This window comes from Candidatus Latescibacter sp. IFSED24, assembly GCF_058273205.1.
Genome location: NZ_CM177850.1, coordinates 3,148,299 through 3,164,925, shown reverse-complemented (window position 1 = coordinate 3,164,925; position 16,627 = coordinate 3,148,299). Strand labels below are relative to the sequence as shown.

At 69.5% G+C, this 16,627-nt stretch carries 19 protein-coding genes; 7 read left to right on the top strand and 12 right to left on the bottom strand.

Annotation, left to right across the window (positions count from 1 at the left end):
• Positions 1-40: 40 nt before the first annotated feature.
• The 4 genes from IFSED24_RS12845 to IFSED24_RS12830 are packed head-to-tail and all read right to left on the bottom strand — an operon-like array spanning position 41 to position 3,176.
• A complete protein-coding gene (locus IFSED24_RS12845; RefSeq protein ID WP_491331868.1) occupies positions 41-256 on the bottom strand; it encodes a VF530 family protein in 216 nt (71 codons plus the stop codon).
• A gap of 43 nt (positions 257-299) precedes the next feature.
• Complete coding sequence (locus tag IFSED24_RS12840; protein ID WP_491331867.1) at positions 300-1,541, bottom strand: BaiN/RdsA family NAD(P)/FAD-dependent oxidoreductase; 1,242 nt, start codon at positions 1,539-1,541, stop codon at positions 300-302.
• Positions 1,538-2,452, bottom strand: a complete 915-nt coding sequence (locus IFSED24_RS12835; RefSeq protein ID WP_491331866.1) for a class I SAM-dependent methyltransferase — start codon at positions 2,450-2,452, stop codon at positions 1,538-1,540. The genes IFSED24_RS12840 and IFSED24_RS12835 overlap by 4 nt, the downstream gene beginning before the upstream one ends.
• Positions 2,453-2,477: 25 nt before the next feature.
• Positions 2,478-3,176 carry a rhodanese-like domain-containing protein gene (locus IFSED24_RS12830; protein ID WP_491331865.1) on the bottom strand — a complete coding sequence of 233 codons (699 nt, stop codon included), beginning with the start codon at positions 3,174-3,176 and terminating at the stop codon, positions 2,478-2,480.
• Positions 3,177-3,370: 194 nt separating this feature from the next.
• On the opposite strand from IFSED24_RS12830, the gene IFSED24_RS12825 reads away from it, so the two are divergent.
• Positions 3,371-4,408, top strand: coding sequence for a hypothetical protein (locus IFSED24_RS12825; protein ID WP_491331864.1), 1,038 nt, complete (start codon positions 3,371-3,373; stop codon positions 4,406-4,408).
• 27 nt (positions 4,409-4,435) lie between these two features.
• Here the strand turns inward: IFSED24_RS12825 and IFSED24_RS12820 are convergent, their stop codons facing one another.
• Entirely contained in the window at positions 4,436-5,404 is a 969-nt protein-coding gene (locus IFSED24_RS12820; RefSeq protein WP_491331863.1) for a radical SAM protein, read from the bottom strand.
• 148 nt (positions 5,405-5,552) lie between these two features.
• On the opposite strand from IFSED24_RS12820, the gene IFSED24_RS12815 reads away from it, so the two are divergent.
• From IFSED24_RS12815 to IFSED24_RS12800, 4 genes are all read left to right on the top strand, one after another.
• On the top strand, positions 5,553-6,131 hold the full coding sequence (locus IFSED24_RS12815; RefSeq protein ID WP_491331862.1) for a DUF3228 family protein: 579 nt from the start codon (positions 5,553-5,555) through the stop codon (positions 6,129-6,131).
• Positions 6,128-7,378: a M48 family metallopeptidase gene (locus IFSED24_RS12810; RefSeq protein WP_491331861.1), complete on the top strand. Its 1,251-nt coding sequence runs from the start codon at positions 6,128-6,130 to the stop codon at positions 7,376-7,378. The genes IFSED24_RS12815 and IFSED24_RS12810 overlap by 4 nt, the downstream gene beginning before the upstream one ends.
• 244 nt (positions 7,379-7,622) lie before the next feature.
• Positions 7,623-7,889 (top strand): hypothetical protein, encoded by a 267-nt coding sequence (locus tag IFSED24_RS12805; protein ID WP_491331860.1) that lies wholly within the window; start codon positions 7,623-7,625, stop codon positions 7,887-7,889.
• A gap of 99 nt (positions 7,890-7,988) precedes the next feature.
• Positions 7,989-8,729, top strand: a complete 741-nt coding sequence (locus IFSED24_RS12800) for a hypothetical protein (protein ID WP_491331859.1) — start codon at positions 7,989-7,991, stop codon at positions 8,727-8,729.
• Between the two features lie 85 nt (positions 8,730-8,814).
• On the opposite strand, the gene IFSED24_RS12795 is transcribed toward IFSED24_RS12800, so the two are convergent.
• Together IFSED24_RS12795 and IFSED24_RS12790 are read right to left on the bottom strand one after the other, a co-directional pair.
• A complete protein-coding gene (locus IFSED24_RS12795; RefSeq protein ID WP_491331858.1) occupies positions 8,815-9,219 on the bottom strand; it encodes a bacteriohemerythrin in 405 nt (134 codons plus the stop codon).
• Positions 9,220-9,606: 387 nt separating this feature from the next.
• On the bottom strand, positions 9,607-10,416 hold the full coding sequence (locus tag IFSED24_RS12790; RefSeq protein ID WP_491331857.1) for a hypothetical protein: 810 nt from the start codon (positions 10,414-10,416) through the stop codon (positions 9,607-9,609).
• A 504-nt stretch (positions 10,417-10,920) separates the two neighbouring features.
• Between IFSED24_RS12790 and IFSED24_RS12785 the strand changes: the two genes are divergently transcribed.
• Positions 10,921-11,649 (top strand): hypothetical protein, encoded by a 729-nt coding sequence (locus tag IFSED24_RS12785; RefSeq protein WP_491331856.1) that lies wholly within the window; start codon positions 10,921-10,923, stop codon positions 11,647-11,649.
• 207 nt (positions 11,650-11,856) lie between these two features.
• Here IFSED24_RS12785 and IFSED24_RS12780 read toward each other — a convergent pair whose 3' ends face one another.
• Positions 11,857-12,645 (bottom strand): TIGR00266 family protein, encoded by a 789-nt coding sequence (locus tag IFSED24_RS12780; RefSeq protein WP_491331855.1) that lies wholly within the window; start codon positions 12,643-12,645, stop codon positions 11,857-11,859.
• 134 nt (positions 12,646-12,779) lie between these two features.
• Here IFSED24_RS12780 and IFSED24_RS12775 point away from each other — a divergent pair, with 134 nt between their 5' ends.
• Complete coding sequence (locus IFSED24_RS12775) at positions 12,780-12,941, top strand: hypothetical protein (RefSeq protein ID WP_491331854.1); 162 nt, start codon at positions 12,780-12,782, stop codon at positions 12,939-12,941.
• Here IFSED24_RS12775 and IFSED24_RS12770 read toward each other — a convergent pair.
• The 4 genes from IFSED24_RS12770 to IFSED24_RS12755 are packed head-to-tail and all read right to left on the bottom strand — an operon-like array spanning position 12,938 to position 16,588.
• Positions 12,938-14,080, bottom strand: a complete 1,143-nt coding sequence (locus IFSED24_RS12770) for an alanine racemase (protein WP_491331853.1) — start codon at positions 14,078-14,080, stop codon at positions 12,938-12,940. The two genes, IFSED24_RS12775 and IFSED24_RS12770, sit on opposite strands and share 4 nt — an antisense overlap.
• 1 nt (position 14,081) lies before the next feature.
• Positions 14,082-14,882: an ABC transporter permease gene (locus IFSED24_RS12765; protein WP_491331852.1), complete on the bottom strand. Its 801-nt coding sequence runs from the start codon at positions 14,880-14,882 to the stop codon at positions 14,082-14,084.
• Positions 14,879-15,526 carry an ABC transporter ATP-binding protein gene (locus tag IFSED24_RS12760; protein WP_491331851.1) on the bottom strand — a complete coding sequence of 216 codons (648 nt, stop codon included), beginning with the start codon at positions 15,524-15,526 and terminating at the stop codon, positions 14,879-14,881. The genes IFSED24_RS12765 and IFSED24_RS12760 overlap by 4 nt, the downstream gene beginning before the upstream one ends.
• Positions 15,527-15,556: 30 nt before the next feature.
• Positions 15,557-16,588, bottom strand: a complete 1,032-nt coding sequence (locus IFSED24_RS12755) for a hypothetical protein (protein ID WP_491331850.1) — start codon at positions 16,586-16,588, stop codon at positions 15,557-15,559.
• Positions 16,589-16,627: the final 39 nt, after the last annotated feature.

Here is a 16,627-nt window from a genome sequence, read left to right as displayed (position 1 = left end):
TGGGGATCCGGATCGGGGAGTCAAGCGCGGGGGACGCGCCTCAGCGCCGGGAGAGGTACAGCTCCTCCACCTTCTGCCTCGCCCAGGGCGTCCGGCGCAGGAACTTCAGGCTCGACGCCACCGACGGGTCGCTGTTGAAGCAGCGGATCCTGATCCGCCGTCCCAGCTCGTCCCAGCCATATTCCTCGACCAGCTCGCGGAGGATGTGCTCCAGGGTCTTGCCGTGCAGCGGGTTGTTGGCCTGATGCTCGCTCATGAGCGAAACCGCGTCCTTGCGCCGGAGTCCTGGTCCCGGGGGCTCACTCTGCCACGGCGATTCCCGCCAGATACCCGGTGGAGAAGGCGGCCTGCAGGTTGTAGCCGCCGGTGTCGCCGGCGAGGTCGAGGACCTCGCCCGCGAAGTATAGCCCCGGCACCAGCCGCGAGGCCATGGTCTTCGGCTCGACCTCCTTCAGAGCCACGCCGCCCGCGGTGACGATGGCCTCGTCCATGGGGCGGCTGCCGCTGATCCGGAACGCGCAGCCCTTGAGCCAGGCGCGCAGAGCCTTGCGCTCGGTGGCGGTGACCTGGTGCAGCGGCTTGTCGGCCGCGAGGTCGAGGCTCGCCAGGCAGAACGGGATGATCTGCCGGGGCAGCAGGCCCTCGAGGAGCGCGCGGACGGTGGCGTGGCCGTCGCGGTCGATGTCGCGCAGCAGGCGTGCGTCGAGCTTGCGCTCGTCGAGGGCGGGCTTGAAGTCCACCAACACACTCACCTCGCCGCCGGCCGCCAGGGCGTCCACCGCGAGCCCGCTCACGGTCAGGATGATGGGACCGCCCAGGCCGGTCGCCGTGAAGACCAGCTCCCCGAACTTGCTGGCCCTGGTCTTGCCGTCGACCGTGACCCGCACGCTGATGTTGCGCAGGTTCAGGTCGGCGAGCTGGTCACGGGGCACGTCGGGGCTCTCCAGCGGGACCAGCGCCGGGCGCGTGGGCACGATGGTGTGCCCCACCGCGCGCGCCAGCGCGTAGCCGTCGCCGGTGGAGCCGGTGAGCGGATAGCTGCGGCCGCCGGTGGCCACGATCACGGCCCGGGCGCGGTGCGCGGCGCCGCCCGTGGTGCGGACCCCGACCACGCGGCCATCCGCCACGATCAGACTCGCCACGGGATCGCCGGTCGTGATGACGACCCCGGCGCGGCGCGCCCAGTCCAGCAGCGCGGCCGCCACCTCGGGGGCGCGGCCACTCGCCGGGAACACCCGGCCGCCGCGTTCCTCCACCACCCGGACCCCGAGGCCCTCGAAGAACGCCACCAGGTCGCTGCTGAAGAACCGCGCGAAGGCCTGGCGCAGGAAGCGGCCGTCGCGGCCGAAGCGGTCGATGAACGCGGGCACGGCCTCGGTGTTTGTGAGGTTGCAGCGGCCCTTCCCGGTGATGCGCAGCTTGCGGGCGGGCTGGCCCATCTTCTCGAGCACCTGGACGCGGCAGCCCCGCTCGGCGGCCACCCCGGCGGCCATGAGCCCGGCCGCGCCCCCGCCGACCACGATGACGTCGGGCGCCGTCACGATCGCCTCCAGCGCGCGAAGATCCCGGCGGGCACGTGGGCGCCGCTGGCGGCCGTGAGGCGGAGCGGACCGGTCTCGACGCGGGTGTCGGGAGCGGTCCGGCGCAGGAGGTCGGCGAGCAGGGGTTCGTCGATGGTGGGGGCGTGGCAGGTGAGCAGGCAGAAGAGCGGCCGGTCGCCGAGGAGGTCGGTGGCCAGATCCAGCAGCGCCGGCAACTGCTTCGCCAGCGACCAGGTGCGGCCGCCGCGGCCGCGGCCGAAGGCGGGCGGGTCGAGGATCAGGCCGTCGTAGCGGCGCCGGCGCCGGACCTCCTTCTGCATGAAGGTGAGCATGTCGTCCACGATCCAGCGCACGGGCCGGTCGGCGAGGCCCGAGGCGGCGGCGTTCTCGCGGGCGCGGCCCACGGCGCTGCGCGCGGCGTCCACGTGGCAGACGTGGGCTCCGGCCGCGGCGGCGAAGAGCGTGGCGGCGCCGGTGTAGGCGAAGCCGTTGAGCACCGAGATTGGCCGGTCGGCCGCGGCGATGGTGTCGCGCAGCCAGCGCCAGCTGGCGAGCTGCTCGGGGAAGACGCCGACCTGGCCCTGGGTGGCGGGATTCAACAGGAGCGTGGCGTCGTCGAACGCGACGCGCCAGTCGGCCGGGGGCTCGTCGTGGCGGAAGGTCCAGCGCGGCTCGCCCGTGCGAGGGCGCTCGAACACCGCGTCGGCGGCTTGCCAGGCGGCGGCCGGTGCGCGCGGCGCCCAGATCGCCTGCGGGCACGGGCGGTCCACCACCAGCGCGCCGAAGCGTTCGAGCTTGCGCCCGCGCCCGCTGTCCAGGCATTCGTAGGTGGTGGCGGTCATGAGGGCCTCGCGCTTCGCTGCCGGGTCGCCGTGGTCGGACTCGTCGCTCACGGTCGCATGGTCACGCACGGCGGCCGCGAGAGCAAGGCCCCAGCTACCTGGTCGTCGGCAGACCCGCCCGCTCCCATTCCACGATCCCGCGCCGCATGTTGATCACCTGTTCGAAGCCCGCGTCCACCAGCAGCTTGGCCGCCACGGTGCTACGGTTGCCGGTGCGGCAGTAGACGAGCACGGGCCGCTGCTTGTGATCGGCCAGCTCGCCGAGGCGCCGCTGGAACACCTGGACCGGGATCAGGACCGCGTTCTCGAGGTGGCCGCCGGCGAATTCCCGCTCGGTGCGCACGTCGAGGATCAGGGGGTCGAGGTTGGGGATCAGGCCGGCCGCCTCCTGCGCCGTGACCTCGCGATAGCCCGCCGACCGGTACTCGACGGCCTCGATGGTGCCACCGGCCTCGCCCGCGGTGAAGGGGAACGAGCCGGCCTCGGGCACCTTGAAGTACGGCCGCTCGCCCTCGGCCACGGGGAAGCGCATCGCCACCTCGAGGGCGGGGATCTCCAGGGTGAACGGCTCGCCGTTGCTCAGCTCGGCGCGGACGTAGTCGCCGCGGTAGATGGTGAGGTGCTGGTCCCTGGCGCCGGCGTCGAAGGTCAAAACGCGCAGGCCGGCCTCGAGGCGGCCGGAGATCTCGGGGGCGGTGTCGGTGGTGCCGGCCTGTTCGGACGAGCCGGAGCAGGCGGCGAGGGTGGCCAAAAGGACGAGGGTAGCCAGGGGGCGCCAGGAATTCGTGGTCATGGGGGCGTCTCCGGTCCGGGGTTCGTGATGTGGAATCGGGAAGATAAGCATGGGCCGTGGGACCGGCGAGTGGGTTGCGATCTCGGCAATCCCAGGAGTCCCTGCTGTGCTAGAATCAACCAGTCGCGGTCATCGCAGGCCGACGACGGCCCTCGCCGCCGGCGCTGCGTCACCGCATCCCCGGGGGAATCGCCATGCGTACCGGTCTGCTGATCCTGGCCGCCACCCTCGTCGCCCTGCCCGCCGTCGCGTTCGATCTCGGCTCTCGCCGGCCCGCCAAGCCAGCCACCGCCGTCGTGCCTCCGCCCCCCGATCCGGCCGTCCTGCGCCAGGGCGGCGACACGATCCTCGATGCGGTGATGATCGACTGGCACAACTACCAGGGCACGGGAACAACCGCCGGCTATACCAACGATTACGACGAGGTCTGCCCCTACTCGGGCTCGACCTCGCCCGACGTGGTCTACACCTTCATCGCCGACAGTGACTGGGCCGTGACGGTCGATCTCTTCGGCTCCTCGTACGACACCAAGATCTACCTCTACGACGAGAATCTGGCGCTGGTGGCCTGTAACGACGACTACTACTCCGATTACACCTCGAAGCTGGAATACGCCACGGTGCTGGCCGGCGTCCAGTATTTCCTGGTCATCGACGGCTATGGCGGTCATTTCGGGGCCTACCAGCTGGACGTCCACGAGTACTGGCACGGTTGCCTCATCGACTGTGCATGGACCGGCGTGCTCGAGGGCGAGCCGCCGCTGGCCAACGGGTACGTGGACGACTGGAACGGCGGCTGCGACACCGACGCCGTGGCCGGCCCCTTCCAGCCCGTCACCGATCCGTGGTTCTGCGGCAAGAGCGGCTGGTACATCTCGGCCGATGGTGGCGATAGCCGTGACACCGACTGGCTCACCTTCCAGATCCCCGCCGGCGGCGAGCTGGAGATCACCGGCGACGCCGAGTGGCCCAGCGACATGTACGAGCTCGGGCCGCAGGACTGCGGCACGGTCGGCGTGCTCCAGGCCGTGTCCATCGGCCCCTGCTACCAGGGCGACATGATCATCGCCGGCGATCCGGGCGCCACGGTGTGGTTCTGGGTCGGTCCGCAGGCCTTCTCGTCGCCCCTGGGATTAGACGTCCAGGAATTCAGCTACTTGCTGGTCAGCAATATCGAGCCCGTGGCCGCGGAGGTCCGGAGCTGGACGGAGGTCAAGGGGCTGTTTCGTTGATGGCTGGCAGGCCAGGAGAGCGAGGGGTCACCGCCCGCCGGCTCGTCGCACGTAGAACACCTCCCCCGCATGCGCCACCTCCACCAGCCCCCCGCCGTCGAGCAACGCCTCGACCACGCCCCAGTCCGCGCCCGTGCGCGCGAGCAGCGCCGCCACCGCCTCCTTCTTCATGGGATGGACCGCGGTGATGGCCAGCAGGTCGGCGGCCGCGTTGCCGGTGGACGCGAACTCGTTGCCCTCGTAGCCCAGGAGCAGCTCCGTGGCGGGTACCTGCTCCCGCACGAGGTGATAGGCCCGGGTCAGCGCTGCCGGGGTGGGCGGGCGCACGGTGGTCTGCACGGGCGGACGGGTCGGCACCGAGAGGTAGGCCGTGCGCGGCTGCAGCTCGCCCAGGAAGGCCGCGACCTCCCGCACGTGGGCCTCGCCGTCGTTGAGGTCGTGGACCAGCATCGTCTCGGTGACCAGTTCGCCCCGGAATTCCCGCGCGAACGCGCGCATTCCCTGCCGGATCGCGGCCAGGTCGAGCGAGCGGTGGGGGCGGTTGATCCGGCGCCAGATGTCCTCGCGGACGGCATCCACCTTGAGCGACACCCAGTCGGCCAGCGCCAGGTCGGCGCGCACGTCGGGCCGGGTGATCAGCGAGGCGTTGGTGATGACGGCGGTGCGGATCCCCGTGGCCGCGAGGGCGCGGAGTTCCTGGCCCAGGTGGCGGTCCAGCGTCGGCTCGCCCGTGGCCACGAAGGTGAGGTAATCCACGCGCTCGCGCCGTCGGCGCAGGTCGCGGACCCGGGCGGTGACCCGGGCGACGAGGTCTTCGGGGGGATGCTGTTCGCCGCGCCGGACCCGTTGCCGTCGCGTCGGGCCCACCTGGCAGTACACGCACGCGTAACTGCAGGCCTTGGGCGGGATGTTGTTCACGCCCAGGCTCCGGCCGAGACGGCGGGACGGGACGGGTCCGAAGACGGTGGGCGGGCCCTGCGTGCTGGTGGGCTCCATGCCGGTTCCTTCCTCGTGACAGGCTGTTCTCAAAATATGCGCAAGACACGGCCGTCCGGCCAGCGCCCGCCCCGAACCACATTGGCGCTCCCCGCCCCGGATGCTACGTTCTTTCCGACATCGCCCCGCCCCCCGAAGGAGCCGCTGCGTGACCACCCCCGTCCCCACCCTCGCCTGGAGCGACTTCGCCCGCGACCGCCACACGCCCGGCGGCCGGCACACCTGGTTCGATGGCACCGAGGACGAGCTCCTCGACCTCGTCCGTGCCGCCTGGCCCGAGCGCCGCCCCGGCGCCGGCCGCGACGACCTCACCCAGGTGGTGGTGGTCCCCGTCCCGGCGAAGGGCTTCCACGCCACCACCGTCACGGTCGACGAGCACACGCCGCTCCACGCGATCCTCGACCGCCGCCGGCCCCACGAGGAGCCCTTCATCCGCGTCACCGCCGACGCCGAGCCCGCGCCGCCCCGCCACGCCGCGGTGGTCCTCTACAGCGCCGACACCCTCGCCGAGAACGACGGCGCCCGCAGCAGCGACGCCGCCTGGGAGGTGGTCTGCCTGCTGGCCGGCCCCGAGCCCGAGGAGCCCATGGACCCCGTGACCATGGCCCGCAACTTTCTCGAAAAGCCCGGGGGCACCTTCGCCCCCTACACCGCCCGGCAGTTCGCCGAGGCCATCTGGTACTGGAGCCGTCGCGCCAGCCGCCACGTCCCCGAGGAGCAGGCATGAAGTACGAGCGCATCCGCGTCACCCGCGAGAAGGAATTCAGCGAGGAGCTGCGCCAGCTCTTCAACGCCGACATCATCGAGGGGATCATCCGCGAGGGGAAGGTGGAGAGCGGCGAGAACTGGCTGCTGGCGGCCATGCACGGCCACGGCCTGAAGATCACCGCCGCGCTGGCGCCCCGGGTGCACACCATCTGTGAGGAGGTCAAGGCGGCGCTGCAGTTCGTCGAGCCGGTGCAGTTCTTCGTGCACGGCGACTCGAGCCTCAACTGCGCCGCGGTGCCGAGCAGCGAGGAGGACCAGCCGCACCTGGTGATCATCAACAGCGGCCTGCTCGAGCGCTTCACCGACCCCGAGCTGCGCTTCGTCCTCGGCCACGAGCTGGGCCACCTCATCAGCCGCAACAGTGAGCTTCAGCGCGTGATCCGCTTCGTGTTCCCCGACGACGAGACCATCCCGATGACGATCCGCGACAAGATCGAGATCTGGGACAAGCTCTCCGAGATGTCGGCCGACCGCTTCGGCTACATCGCCGAGCCCGACATCAACGTCTGCCTGGCGGTGTTCTTCAAGCTCTCCAGCGGCCTCGACACCGCGTCCATCCGCTTCGACCCCACCGCCTACCAGCGCGAGATGGAGCGGGTCCTCGAGGCGTTCCGCACCGAGATGTCCGACAGCGGCATGAGCCACCCCATCAACCCGATCCGCCTGAAGGCGCTCCAGCTCTTCGCCGCCAGCGAGCTCTACCGCGACCTGCACAGCGAGGGCGAGATCCTCGACGCCAAGCTCGCCACGAGCATGGAGGAGACCATCCAGATCCTGCTGACCAAGGGGCACTCGCCGCTGTCGGCGGCGCGGCGGCGGTTCATCGCGGCGGCTGGCCTGCTGGTGGCGGGCGTCGACCAGGCCATCGGTCCCGACGAGATGGACGCGATCCTCGAGCCGCTGGCCAACTTCACGCACTACCCGGCGCGTTACTTCAAGCACGTGCTGGAGAGCCGCGACGTCCTGCGCGTGTTCCACGAATCGGCCAGCGTCATCCTCGAGGCCAACCCCGGCGAGCGCTTCCCCATGTTCGACTACATGGTGAGCGTGGCGCTGGCCGACCGGCACATCGACAAGCGCGAGGTCGAGCTGCTCTTCGAGGTGGGCGAGGGGCTCTTCGGCTTCCAGCGCAAGGAGATCGCGCAGATCCTGGCCGAGTCGCTGCAGAGCGAGTTCGTGCCGCGGCTGGCGGTGTCGGAGAAGTGAGCGGTTCGCTCGCACCGTACCGAGCAAATTTCGTTACCTTCAACAGGTGGACAGTGGGAACAAGGTCCTCAGCCAGAAGATGGTGTTGATGAAGTAGATTCGTTCCGCTGGTTGACAGACCAATGGGTTCGAGAACGAGGGGCGCGGGATGGACCGCGCCCCTCGTTGTTGGTTCAATGGAGTTCCAACTACCGAGTTATTCCGCTAAGAATGTTGCCGGCCCCCATCTTGCAGTTTCCTCTGCATGGAAAATCACGATCTGCATAATCCCGCGTGGGTCCCACCCCACTGCCCCTCGCGCAAATGCCGCTTCCACAACCCCTTGAACGAAGGCTGGCGCTGGAAACGATCCGGCTACTTCCGACGCAAGGTCCCCCCAAACCGTATCCGCAGGTTCCGCTGCAAGGCCTGCGGCGTCACCTTCAGTTCACAGACCTTCAGCACCACCTACTGGCTCAAGCGGCCCGACATCCTCGAGCAGTTGCCCACCAAGGTCACCGGCGGCGCCTGAAACAGCCAGATCGCCCTCGACCTCGGCGTCGCTCCCTCGACCATCGACCGCCAGATCTACCGCCTCGGTCGCCATGCCCTGCTCTTCCACACCAGGATGATGCAGAACAGGCCGCCGTTCCACGATCTGGCCATCGACGGCTTCGTCTCCTTTGAGCACAGCCAGTTCCACCCGTTCCACTTCCATGTCGCGGTGGATAGACAGACCGCCTTCTTTCCCTACTTCACCGACAGCGAGGTGCGCCGCTCGGGCACCATGACCCCCAAGCAGAAGGAGCGGCGCGCCGTCTACGAGCAGATCCGAGGCAAGCCCGACCCGCAGGCCGTGCGCAAGGACATGCAGGAGCTGCTGGAGTACCTGACCGACGGAGCGACCGAGATGATCATCCACAGCGACGAGCACAAAGCATATCCCAGGGCGTTGCGGGCTCTTAGCTGCCGGATCCGTCATATCGTGACCAGCTCGAAGGAGGTCCGCAACCGGATCAACAAGTTGTTCGAGATCAACCTGCTGGATCTGTTGATCCGTCACGGGGAGGCGGAGCACAAGCGGGAGACGATCGCTTACACGAAGCGTCGGAACTGTGCGGCTTACAAGCTGGCGATCTTCCTGGTGGTGAAGAACTACGTGAAGACGAAGCGGGTGCGGGGTTGTGGGCAGACGCCGGCGCAGTTGCTGGGTGTGTGTCATCGTCGGTTGACGGTGGGGGAGGTGCTGGGCAGGCGATTATTCGTGGATCAGGTGGGGTTGCCGGAGCGGTGGCGGCAGTACTACTGGCAGGAGGTGGTGACGCGGGCGCTGAAGATCAACAGGCGGCATGACTTGACGTACGCGGTGTGACGTGGCTGGTGCGTATGCACTATGGGGGGTGGAAACATTCTTCGCGGAATAACACAACTACCGAGACAGAGGTGAGCCTGGTCGGCTAGAGCCCGTTCGCCTTGAACAACTCGGCATACTTCGGGTCCTCGTGGCGAATATGCGCCGTGAACCAGTTGCAAAGGTAGGTGAGGAGCGCATCGTCAAGGTTCTCGACCCCGCGACGTGCCTCGCGAGACACCTCCATGACCTTGCGGACGAACCCGGCATGGAGAGCGCGGTGGGCCTCGACGCCGTCGTACCCGAACTCGCGCATGTAGCGTTCTTCGGTGGAGAAGTGCTCGTCGATGTAGGTCACCATGTCGTCGAGAACCTCCAGCACGGCCTGCTCACCATGGCCTGCCGAGCGCGCCGCCACGACCTTGCCCAGCAGCTCGTAGAACCGCCGGTGCTGAGCATCGATGACCTCGATCCCCAGTTCGTCGATTTCATTGAATAAGGCCGTGCTCATGCTAGTCCTCCTGCCGCGCCATGCTGAGCGCTCATCCGGGTCTGGGGATTCTATTGTTCTCTCGATATCGACAGGAGTCGGTCTGGCTTGAGTGCTGCGTGGGTTTGGCAAAGCCCCTGTGCCTGCGGAATATCCCCTCCGGGCTGCATCCTCGGTACGATCGCGACGCTGCGTGACGGCTATCTGACCTTCGGGTCGGGGAACCTTCGGGCGGTGAGGTCTGTCCGGAAGTGGCACCAGATAGGAACGAAGTCGGTTTCGACAGCCCAACCCTCTGGATCGGGCTGATGTCGGCCCTCCCCGCTACCGGATTGCCGGCACCATATCCTCAGAAATCCCGGCGGATGGAATGTTTCGAAGGGACAAAGGACTGCGCACTGGACGACCTCAGCTCGACGGCGACGTCAGCAGCGCGGTGGTGATGAGCACCGTGCCCGCTGTGGGCGCGGCGCTCGCCTCGCCGACGAAGAGGTCGACGGTGCGGTCGGTGGCGAGCAGGTTCAGCAACGTCGAGCGGACCGACTCTCCCAGCGTCAAGGCCGCGTCTCGCGACTCCGCGAGCACCTCGACGCGCACGGGCGTGGGCCGCGTGTCCCGGTCGAGTCGATCGGCCACCGATCGCAGCGTCGCGGTCGTCGCGGTGTCGGTGGCGAGGCGGTCGCCCGGCAGCAGGAACGAGATCCCGCCGCGATCCTCGTGGGTGTAGGCGGGCAGCGTGAACGGCCCACCGGCCGTCTCGCCGACCTCGCCCGTGGAGTCCGCGAACGCCACGTAGTAGGTGTAATCCATGCCGCTCCAGGCGAGGCCGCCGTCGAGGAGCCTGCCGTCCCAGGGAATCCGCGCGGGCGGTTCCCCCTGACCCTCGAAGATCTGCGCCACCGGCCCATCGATCTCCTGGACCACCAGTTGCCAGAACACCCCCGGCGGGGTGCGAACCTCGAACGCGATGACCATGCCGCGACCGCCGTCCGCCGGCGTCGACGGCTCGAGCAGTGTCCGCTTCACGGCCGCGGAACCGGGCAAGGAGGGCTTCGGGGCCAGCGGCGCCCGCTGCGGTGCGCTGGCTCGCGGCGTCGGCCGGGAGGTCCGGACGGGCTGCGCCTCGACACGCGTGGTGCGTCGCGGCGCGTCCTGAGCGGCCGCCGTACCGGTCCACGCCAGCACCAGCAGGATGGTCAGCCAGCGATGATGGCGCATGGGATCACCTCGCTTTCGGAGCCGGCCTCGTCGCCGGCGCTGGTCAACAGGTCCAATATCCGTGCCGCTGGCGGATCGGGGCACGGTGTCGACCGTTGGGGCGTGAAGGGGCGGGTGATGGCGAGGCGATGATCGCGATGCTGCGGATCGCCATGGCCTCACGGGGCAGGATCACGCAGATCGCACGCCAACGTGTGGAAGTGATCCAGTCCACGGTTGACCACGGCCGACGGCGGCCTGGGCAAGGATGATCCAGGTACGGTGAATGATGGGATCTCTGGGGTGACGCGCCATGGCGGCAGGCGCGACCAAGGATAAAAAATCCGGACATCGGCACAGATTGCCAGACAGATCGACTCCATCGACGATCGATTCTAACCATACATCATCACCGTCCATGGTAAGATCGGTTGACCGATCCCTCTCGCCCGCGCCTCCTCGGTCGCACCCTACCCGCGGATCGGTTTTCGACATCTCAAGGCTCATAGACGAAGGAGAATCATCATGCTCAGAATCCTATGCATTCTCAGTTTGTCCGTGCTGGTCATCGCCTTCGCCGGATGCTCGAACGACGAGTCCATGGCGCCGACGTCGCCCGACTTGACGCTCGATAAAGCACGAGGAGGCAATCCGAATCCCGGGATCATCCCCCCCAATGCGCAGCCGCATGGCAAGAGCTACGAGGAATGGGCCGCGGCGTGGTGGCAATGGCTGTGGTCGGCTCCGGAAGATGTCAATCCTGGGCTCGACACGACCGGCGAGTTCGTGGACTGGGATCAGTCCGGCAAGGTCTGGTTCCTCGCGCCGAACTACGGTGGAGGACAGTCCGATGTGCGAGTCGCGAGCATTCCGAAGGGCACCATGCTATTCATCGACGTGGCCGGGTTCTTCGACTCGCCGTTCTTCGAGGGAGACGACTCACTCACCATTGAAGAGCTCTTCGAGATCCTCGAACCATTCACCGACGGGATCTCGAACATCGAGTTCGAGGTGGACGGCGTCGCGTTCGATATCAACTCCGACTACAGGATCCAATCGGGTCCGTTCGACTACACGTTCCCTGAAGGCGGCATGTACGGCGTTCCGGCAGGCGACTACGAGATGGGCGCGGTGGATGCCTACCACGTCATGCTCGCGCCGCTGTCGCGCGGCGAGCACGTGATCCGCATCTTCGCGGATCTGGGTGAGGGTTACGGCACGAGCGAGGTCGTGTTCTACCTGACGGTGGAATGACCAGACCGTGGATCGAAACCGCCCCGCGCCCCCTCGGGTGCGGGGCGGCGCCCATCGGTCCTTTTCCAGCCCGAGCACCCGCTCAACATACGGATTCTGCCACGCCGACCTCGGCGATTCGGTCACGTTGAAGTGGACGCTCCACCGCCTGGCCTTGTCTAGTACGAGGACGACGAGACGCCAGCCCAGCCTCGCTTCGGATACGGCTCAATCCCCGTCCAGCAGCCGACCCAGCCCGCCGAGCACCGAGCCCTCGCCCTTGGCCCGGCCGCCGTGGCTGGGCGCGTGGGCGAGGATGCGGTCGGCCATGCGCGAGAACGGCAGGCTCTGCAGGTAGACCGTGCCGTGGCCGCGCAGGGTGGCCAGGAACACGCCCTCGCCGCCGAAGATCATGCTCTTGAGGTTGCCCGCGGCCTGGATGTCGTACTGGATGCCGTCGGTGAAGCCCACCAGGCAGCCGGTGTCCACGCGCAGCGTCTCGCCCGCCAGGTCCTTGCGGATCACGGTGCCGCCGGCGTGGACGAACGCCAGGCCGTCGCCCTCGAGCTTCTGCAGGATGAAACCCTCGCCGCCGAAGAAGCCCGCGCCGAGCCGCCGCTGCAGGGCGATGGTCACGCGCGTGCCCAGCGCCGCGGCCAGGAACGCGTCCTTCTGGCAGTAGAAGTTGCCGCCGTGCTCCTGCAAGTCGAGGGGGATGATCTTGCCGGGGTAGGGGGCGGCGAAGGCCGCATGCTGCTTCCCCTGGCCGTTGTTGGTGAAGTGGGTCATGAAGATGGACTCGCCGGTGAGGACGCGCTTGCCCACCTGCAGGAGCTTGCCCATGAGGCCCTCGTCGGCGCGCGAGCCGTCGCCCATGTGGGCCTCGAAGGCGATGCCCTCGGTCATGTAGTTCATGGCGCCGGCCTCGGCGATCACGGTCTCGCCGGGGTCCAGCTCGATCTCGACGATCTGCATGTCGTCGCCGAGGATCTGGTAGTCGACTTCGTGGCAGCGCATGATGAACTCCTCGTAAATATTCCGTCTCTGTGACATAATGACCCCCGAGGGATCGATCCGCGGAGGTACGATGCCGCTGCGGCACGGGTTGCAGGAGCCGGACCCGATCGCCGGATCATCCTAGGGGGATGGCCATGGAACGCAAGGTTCACTGTCCGGTCTGCCAGGCCGCGATGCTCGTGGACGACGTGGATACCCAGCGGGAACAGGTTTGTTCGGTGTGCGGCACGCGGTTCACGCTGCCGCTGCGGCGGCGCCAGGCCGCCGAGGGCTCCCCTGTCGAGGACGAAAGCTAGGTCCGCCGGTACCGGTCCAGGATCTCGCCATCCAGGGTCCGGTAGCTGGCGAACTGCTCGCACGTCAGGCAGGAATGGACCGGGGCCACGAGGACGAGGTCGCCGGGCCGCAGGTCCGCCAGGTCCCGCCGCGCCTGGTCGCCGGTCGCCGCGAGGATCCCGTGCTCCTGCGACAGGTTTCGCAGCTCCCAGCCCGCCACGAGCCCCCCGAAGCCACCCTCGCCCAGCTCCATGAGCCGACCGTAGCCGCCGCTCTGGCCGAGCCGTTCGCGCGAGAGGTGGACCGCGCCCGCGTGGATCACCGCCTCGCCGCGTTCGGGGTGGACGCCGATCACCGGGCAGGCCACGGCGCAGGCGAGGTCGTCCTCGCGACAGGCGCCGATGGCGAGCTGCATGAGGTCGCAGAACACGAAGTTGCCGGGGCGGGCCTCGTCGAGTCCCGACCAGTCGGTGCTGGTGGCGAAGCCGGGGGTGTCGCCGGCCGACAGCGCGCCGCCCTTGAAGCCAGCGGAGGCCAGCGCGGCGCCGGCGGCTTGCAGCCGGCCGCGGGTCTCGGCGAAGACCGCGGCGGCCGCTGCGGCGTCGTCGGCGGCGTAGCTCTGGCCCGCGTGGGTGAGCAGGCCGGCGTACTCGAGCCAGGTGGCGCTGTGGATCCGCCCCGCCAGGTCGGCCAGCCGCCCGGCGTCGTCCCAGGGCACGCCGGCGCGGCCGTACCCCGTGTCCACCTCCACCCAGACCCGCACCGGGCGGCCCAGGCCCGCGGCCAGGTCGTCCACGACGCGCGCGTCGTCCACCGCGAGGCCGAGGCGGACGTGGGCGGCGAGGGCGTCGTAATCGGGGATCTCGCGGGGGTTGGCGCCGATGGCCAGGGTGAGGTCGTGCCAGCCGTGGTCGGCGAAGTAGCGCGCCTGGCCCACGCTACTGACGGTGGCCTTCGTGACGCCGGCGGCGCGGAACCACTCGGCCACCGCCGCCGACTGGTGGGTCTTGAAGTGGGGGCGCAGCGCGACCCCGGCGCGCCGGGCGTGGTCGACGAAGCGCGCGATGTTGTCCTCGCTGCGGCGGCGGTCCACGAGGAGGGTGGCGCGGCGCAGGCCCAGGAGCTGCAGGCGCTGGCTGGTGGCGGCGAGTCGGCTCACGTCAGGACTCCTGCTTGCGGACGCAGTCGAGGCAGAGCTGGTGGCGCGCGGTGAACAGGCGACGCTTGGCCAGCACCACCACCCCGATGGTGCCCAGGCTGGTGGCGCCGGCGATCATGAACATGACCATGATCTGGTACTTCACGGCCTCGATAGGATCGGCGCCGGCGAGGATCTGGCCGGTCATCATGCCGGGCAGCGAGACCAGACCCACCACCATCATGCTGTTGATGATGGGGATCAGGCCGCGGCGCACCGCCTCCTGGACCCAGGGCCGCGCGGCCTCCCACGAGGTGGCGCCCATGGCCAGCTCGGCCTCCACCAGCCGGCGCTGCTCCACCAGGCCGGCGAGCAGCGTGTCCAGGCCGAGCGAGATGCCGGTGAGCCCGTTGCCCAGGATCATGCCCAGCAGCGGGATGAAGTAGCGCGCGTTGTACCAGGGGTCGGTGCCGATGATCAGGCCGGTGACGGTGACCGTGACCGCGAGGCCCGTGACCAGCAGCGTCACGAACGCCTGGCCGAAGGCGCCGCGGAACGTGCGCGACGGCCGGCGCACCGCGGCGCGCGCGGCGGCCACCATCATCACCGCGCCCATGCCCAGCACCGCCGGCAGGCTGCCCAGGCCGAAGACGAACTGCAGCACGTAGCCCACCAGGAAGAGCTGCACCACCGTGCGCACCGACGCCAGCAGCAGGCGCCGGCCCAGGCCCAGCCGCAGGCCCAGGCTCACCAGGCCGGCGATCAGCACCAGGAGCGAGGCCACAGCGAGGTCGAGGTAGCCGATGTCGGCGGCGCCGGTCATGGCCGGTACTCCGCGAGGTCGAGGGTGCGGTCGCACCAGCGCGCGGCGGCCGCGGGGTCGTGGGTGACCACCAGGGCGGCGGCCCGGCGCCCGGCGACGTCGGCGTGGATCAGCGCTTCGAGCGCCTGGCCCGCCTCGGGATCCAGCGCGCTGGTGGGCTCGTCGAGCAGGTGGATCGTGGGCGCGATCAGGAGCGCGCGCACCGCGGCCACGCGTTGCTGCTGTCCCACCGAGAGCGTATCGGCGTCGTGGTCGAGAGCGACCTCGGCGAGCTGCAGCCGGTCCAGGAGCGTCCGGGCGCGGTCGGCGGGCAGCGGTCCCTGGCCTTGCCCGTAGGCGAAGGGCCGGGCGAGGTTGTCGCGCACCGTGCCGGGGAAGATGGCGGGCAGCTGGGGCGTGTAGCAGACGCGCCGCCGCCAGGCGGGGAAGCCCAGCCCGGCGGGTTGCTCACCGTCCAGCTCGACCGTGCCCGCGGCCGCGTCCTGGAGCTGGGCCAACGTCCGCAGCAGCGTGGTCTTGCCGCTGCCGCTGGGGCCGCGCAGCGCCACCACCTCGCCGGCGGCGAGGTCGAGCGTGAAGCCGGACAGGAGTAGGCGAGCGCCGGCCTGGACGGTGAGGTCGCGGACCGTGAACAGAGCGGGCATGGGCCTCCGGGGACGCCGCCCCGGCGGCGTCTAGAAGCGGGCGTTGATCAGGGGCAGCCAGCGCGCGGCCGTCGGACCGCTGTCCACGCGGTTGAGCAGGCCGATCTGGACGCCGTGCAGCGACCGGGCGTGGTTGTAGACGCCGATCATCAGGCCACGGGCCTCGTCGGCGCGATTGTAGACCCCGGTGGCCACGCCGGCAAGCGACGCCGTGCGCTGGTAGCCGATGCCCAGCGCCGCGCCGCGCACCAGGTGCTCGCTGTGGACGGCGCCGCCGATGCCGACCCCACGCAGGCTCTCGGCGCCCATGCCGAGGCCGCCCACGAAGACGCCGCGCAGATCCTCGGCGCCCAGGCCGAGGCCGCCCACGGCCAGGCCGGTGATGTTCTCGGCGCCGGCCCCGAGGCCGGCCACCATGACGCCCTGCACGTTCTCGGCGCCGAAGCCGAGGATCGCCCCCGCCACACCCTGCAGGTCATTCACGCCGCCGCCGAGGCCCGCGAGCAGGACCCCGCGCACGTCCTCGGCGCCCACGCCCAGGCCCGCCACGGTGACGCCGGTGAGGTCCTGGACGCCCGCGCCCAGGCCGGCCACGGTGATGCCCGTCACGTTCCGGGCGCCGAAGCCGATCCCCGCCAGGCTGATGCCGGTAAGGTCGCCCATCCCGGCGCCGATGCCGCTGAACGAGAAGCCGGTGACGTCGCCGCCGGCCATGCCGATCCCGTTGATCACGATGCCGCTGGCCGATTCCTCGGCCTCCAGGCCGATGAGGCTGACGTGCACCCCGTCGAAGCGCTGGCCGCGGTTGCCCACCAGGTTGACGCCGATGCCGGTGAAACGGTCGTTGGCGTGCTCGTCGCCCCGGGGCCAGACGTTGACGTTGAGCCCGCGGACGTGGTCCACGTCGCGGTCGCTCCAGTTCAGGCGCACGCCGGTGAACGTGGGGAGGTTGCCGATGCCGAGACCGGCCCGGCTGGTGGGGATGCCGAGGCCGCCGGCGTGGGCGGTGGCGGCGAGGGCGGCGACGGTCAGCAGGGTGGCGAGCAGGCAGCGGCAGCGCATGGGGGCCTCCGGGGTTGAGGGGTGCGGCTTTATGACGTT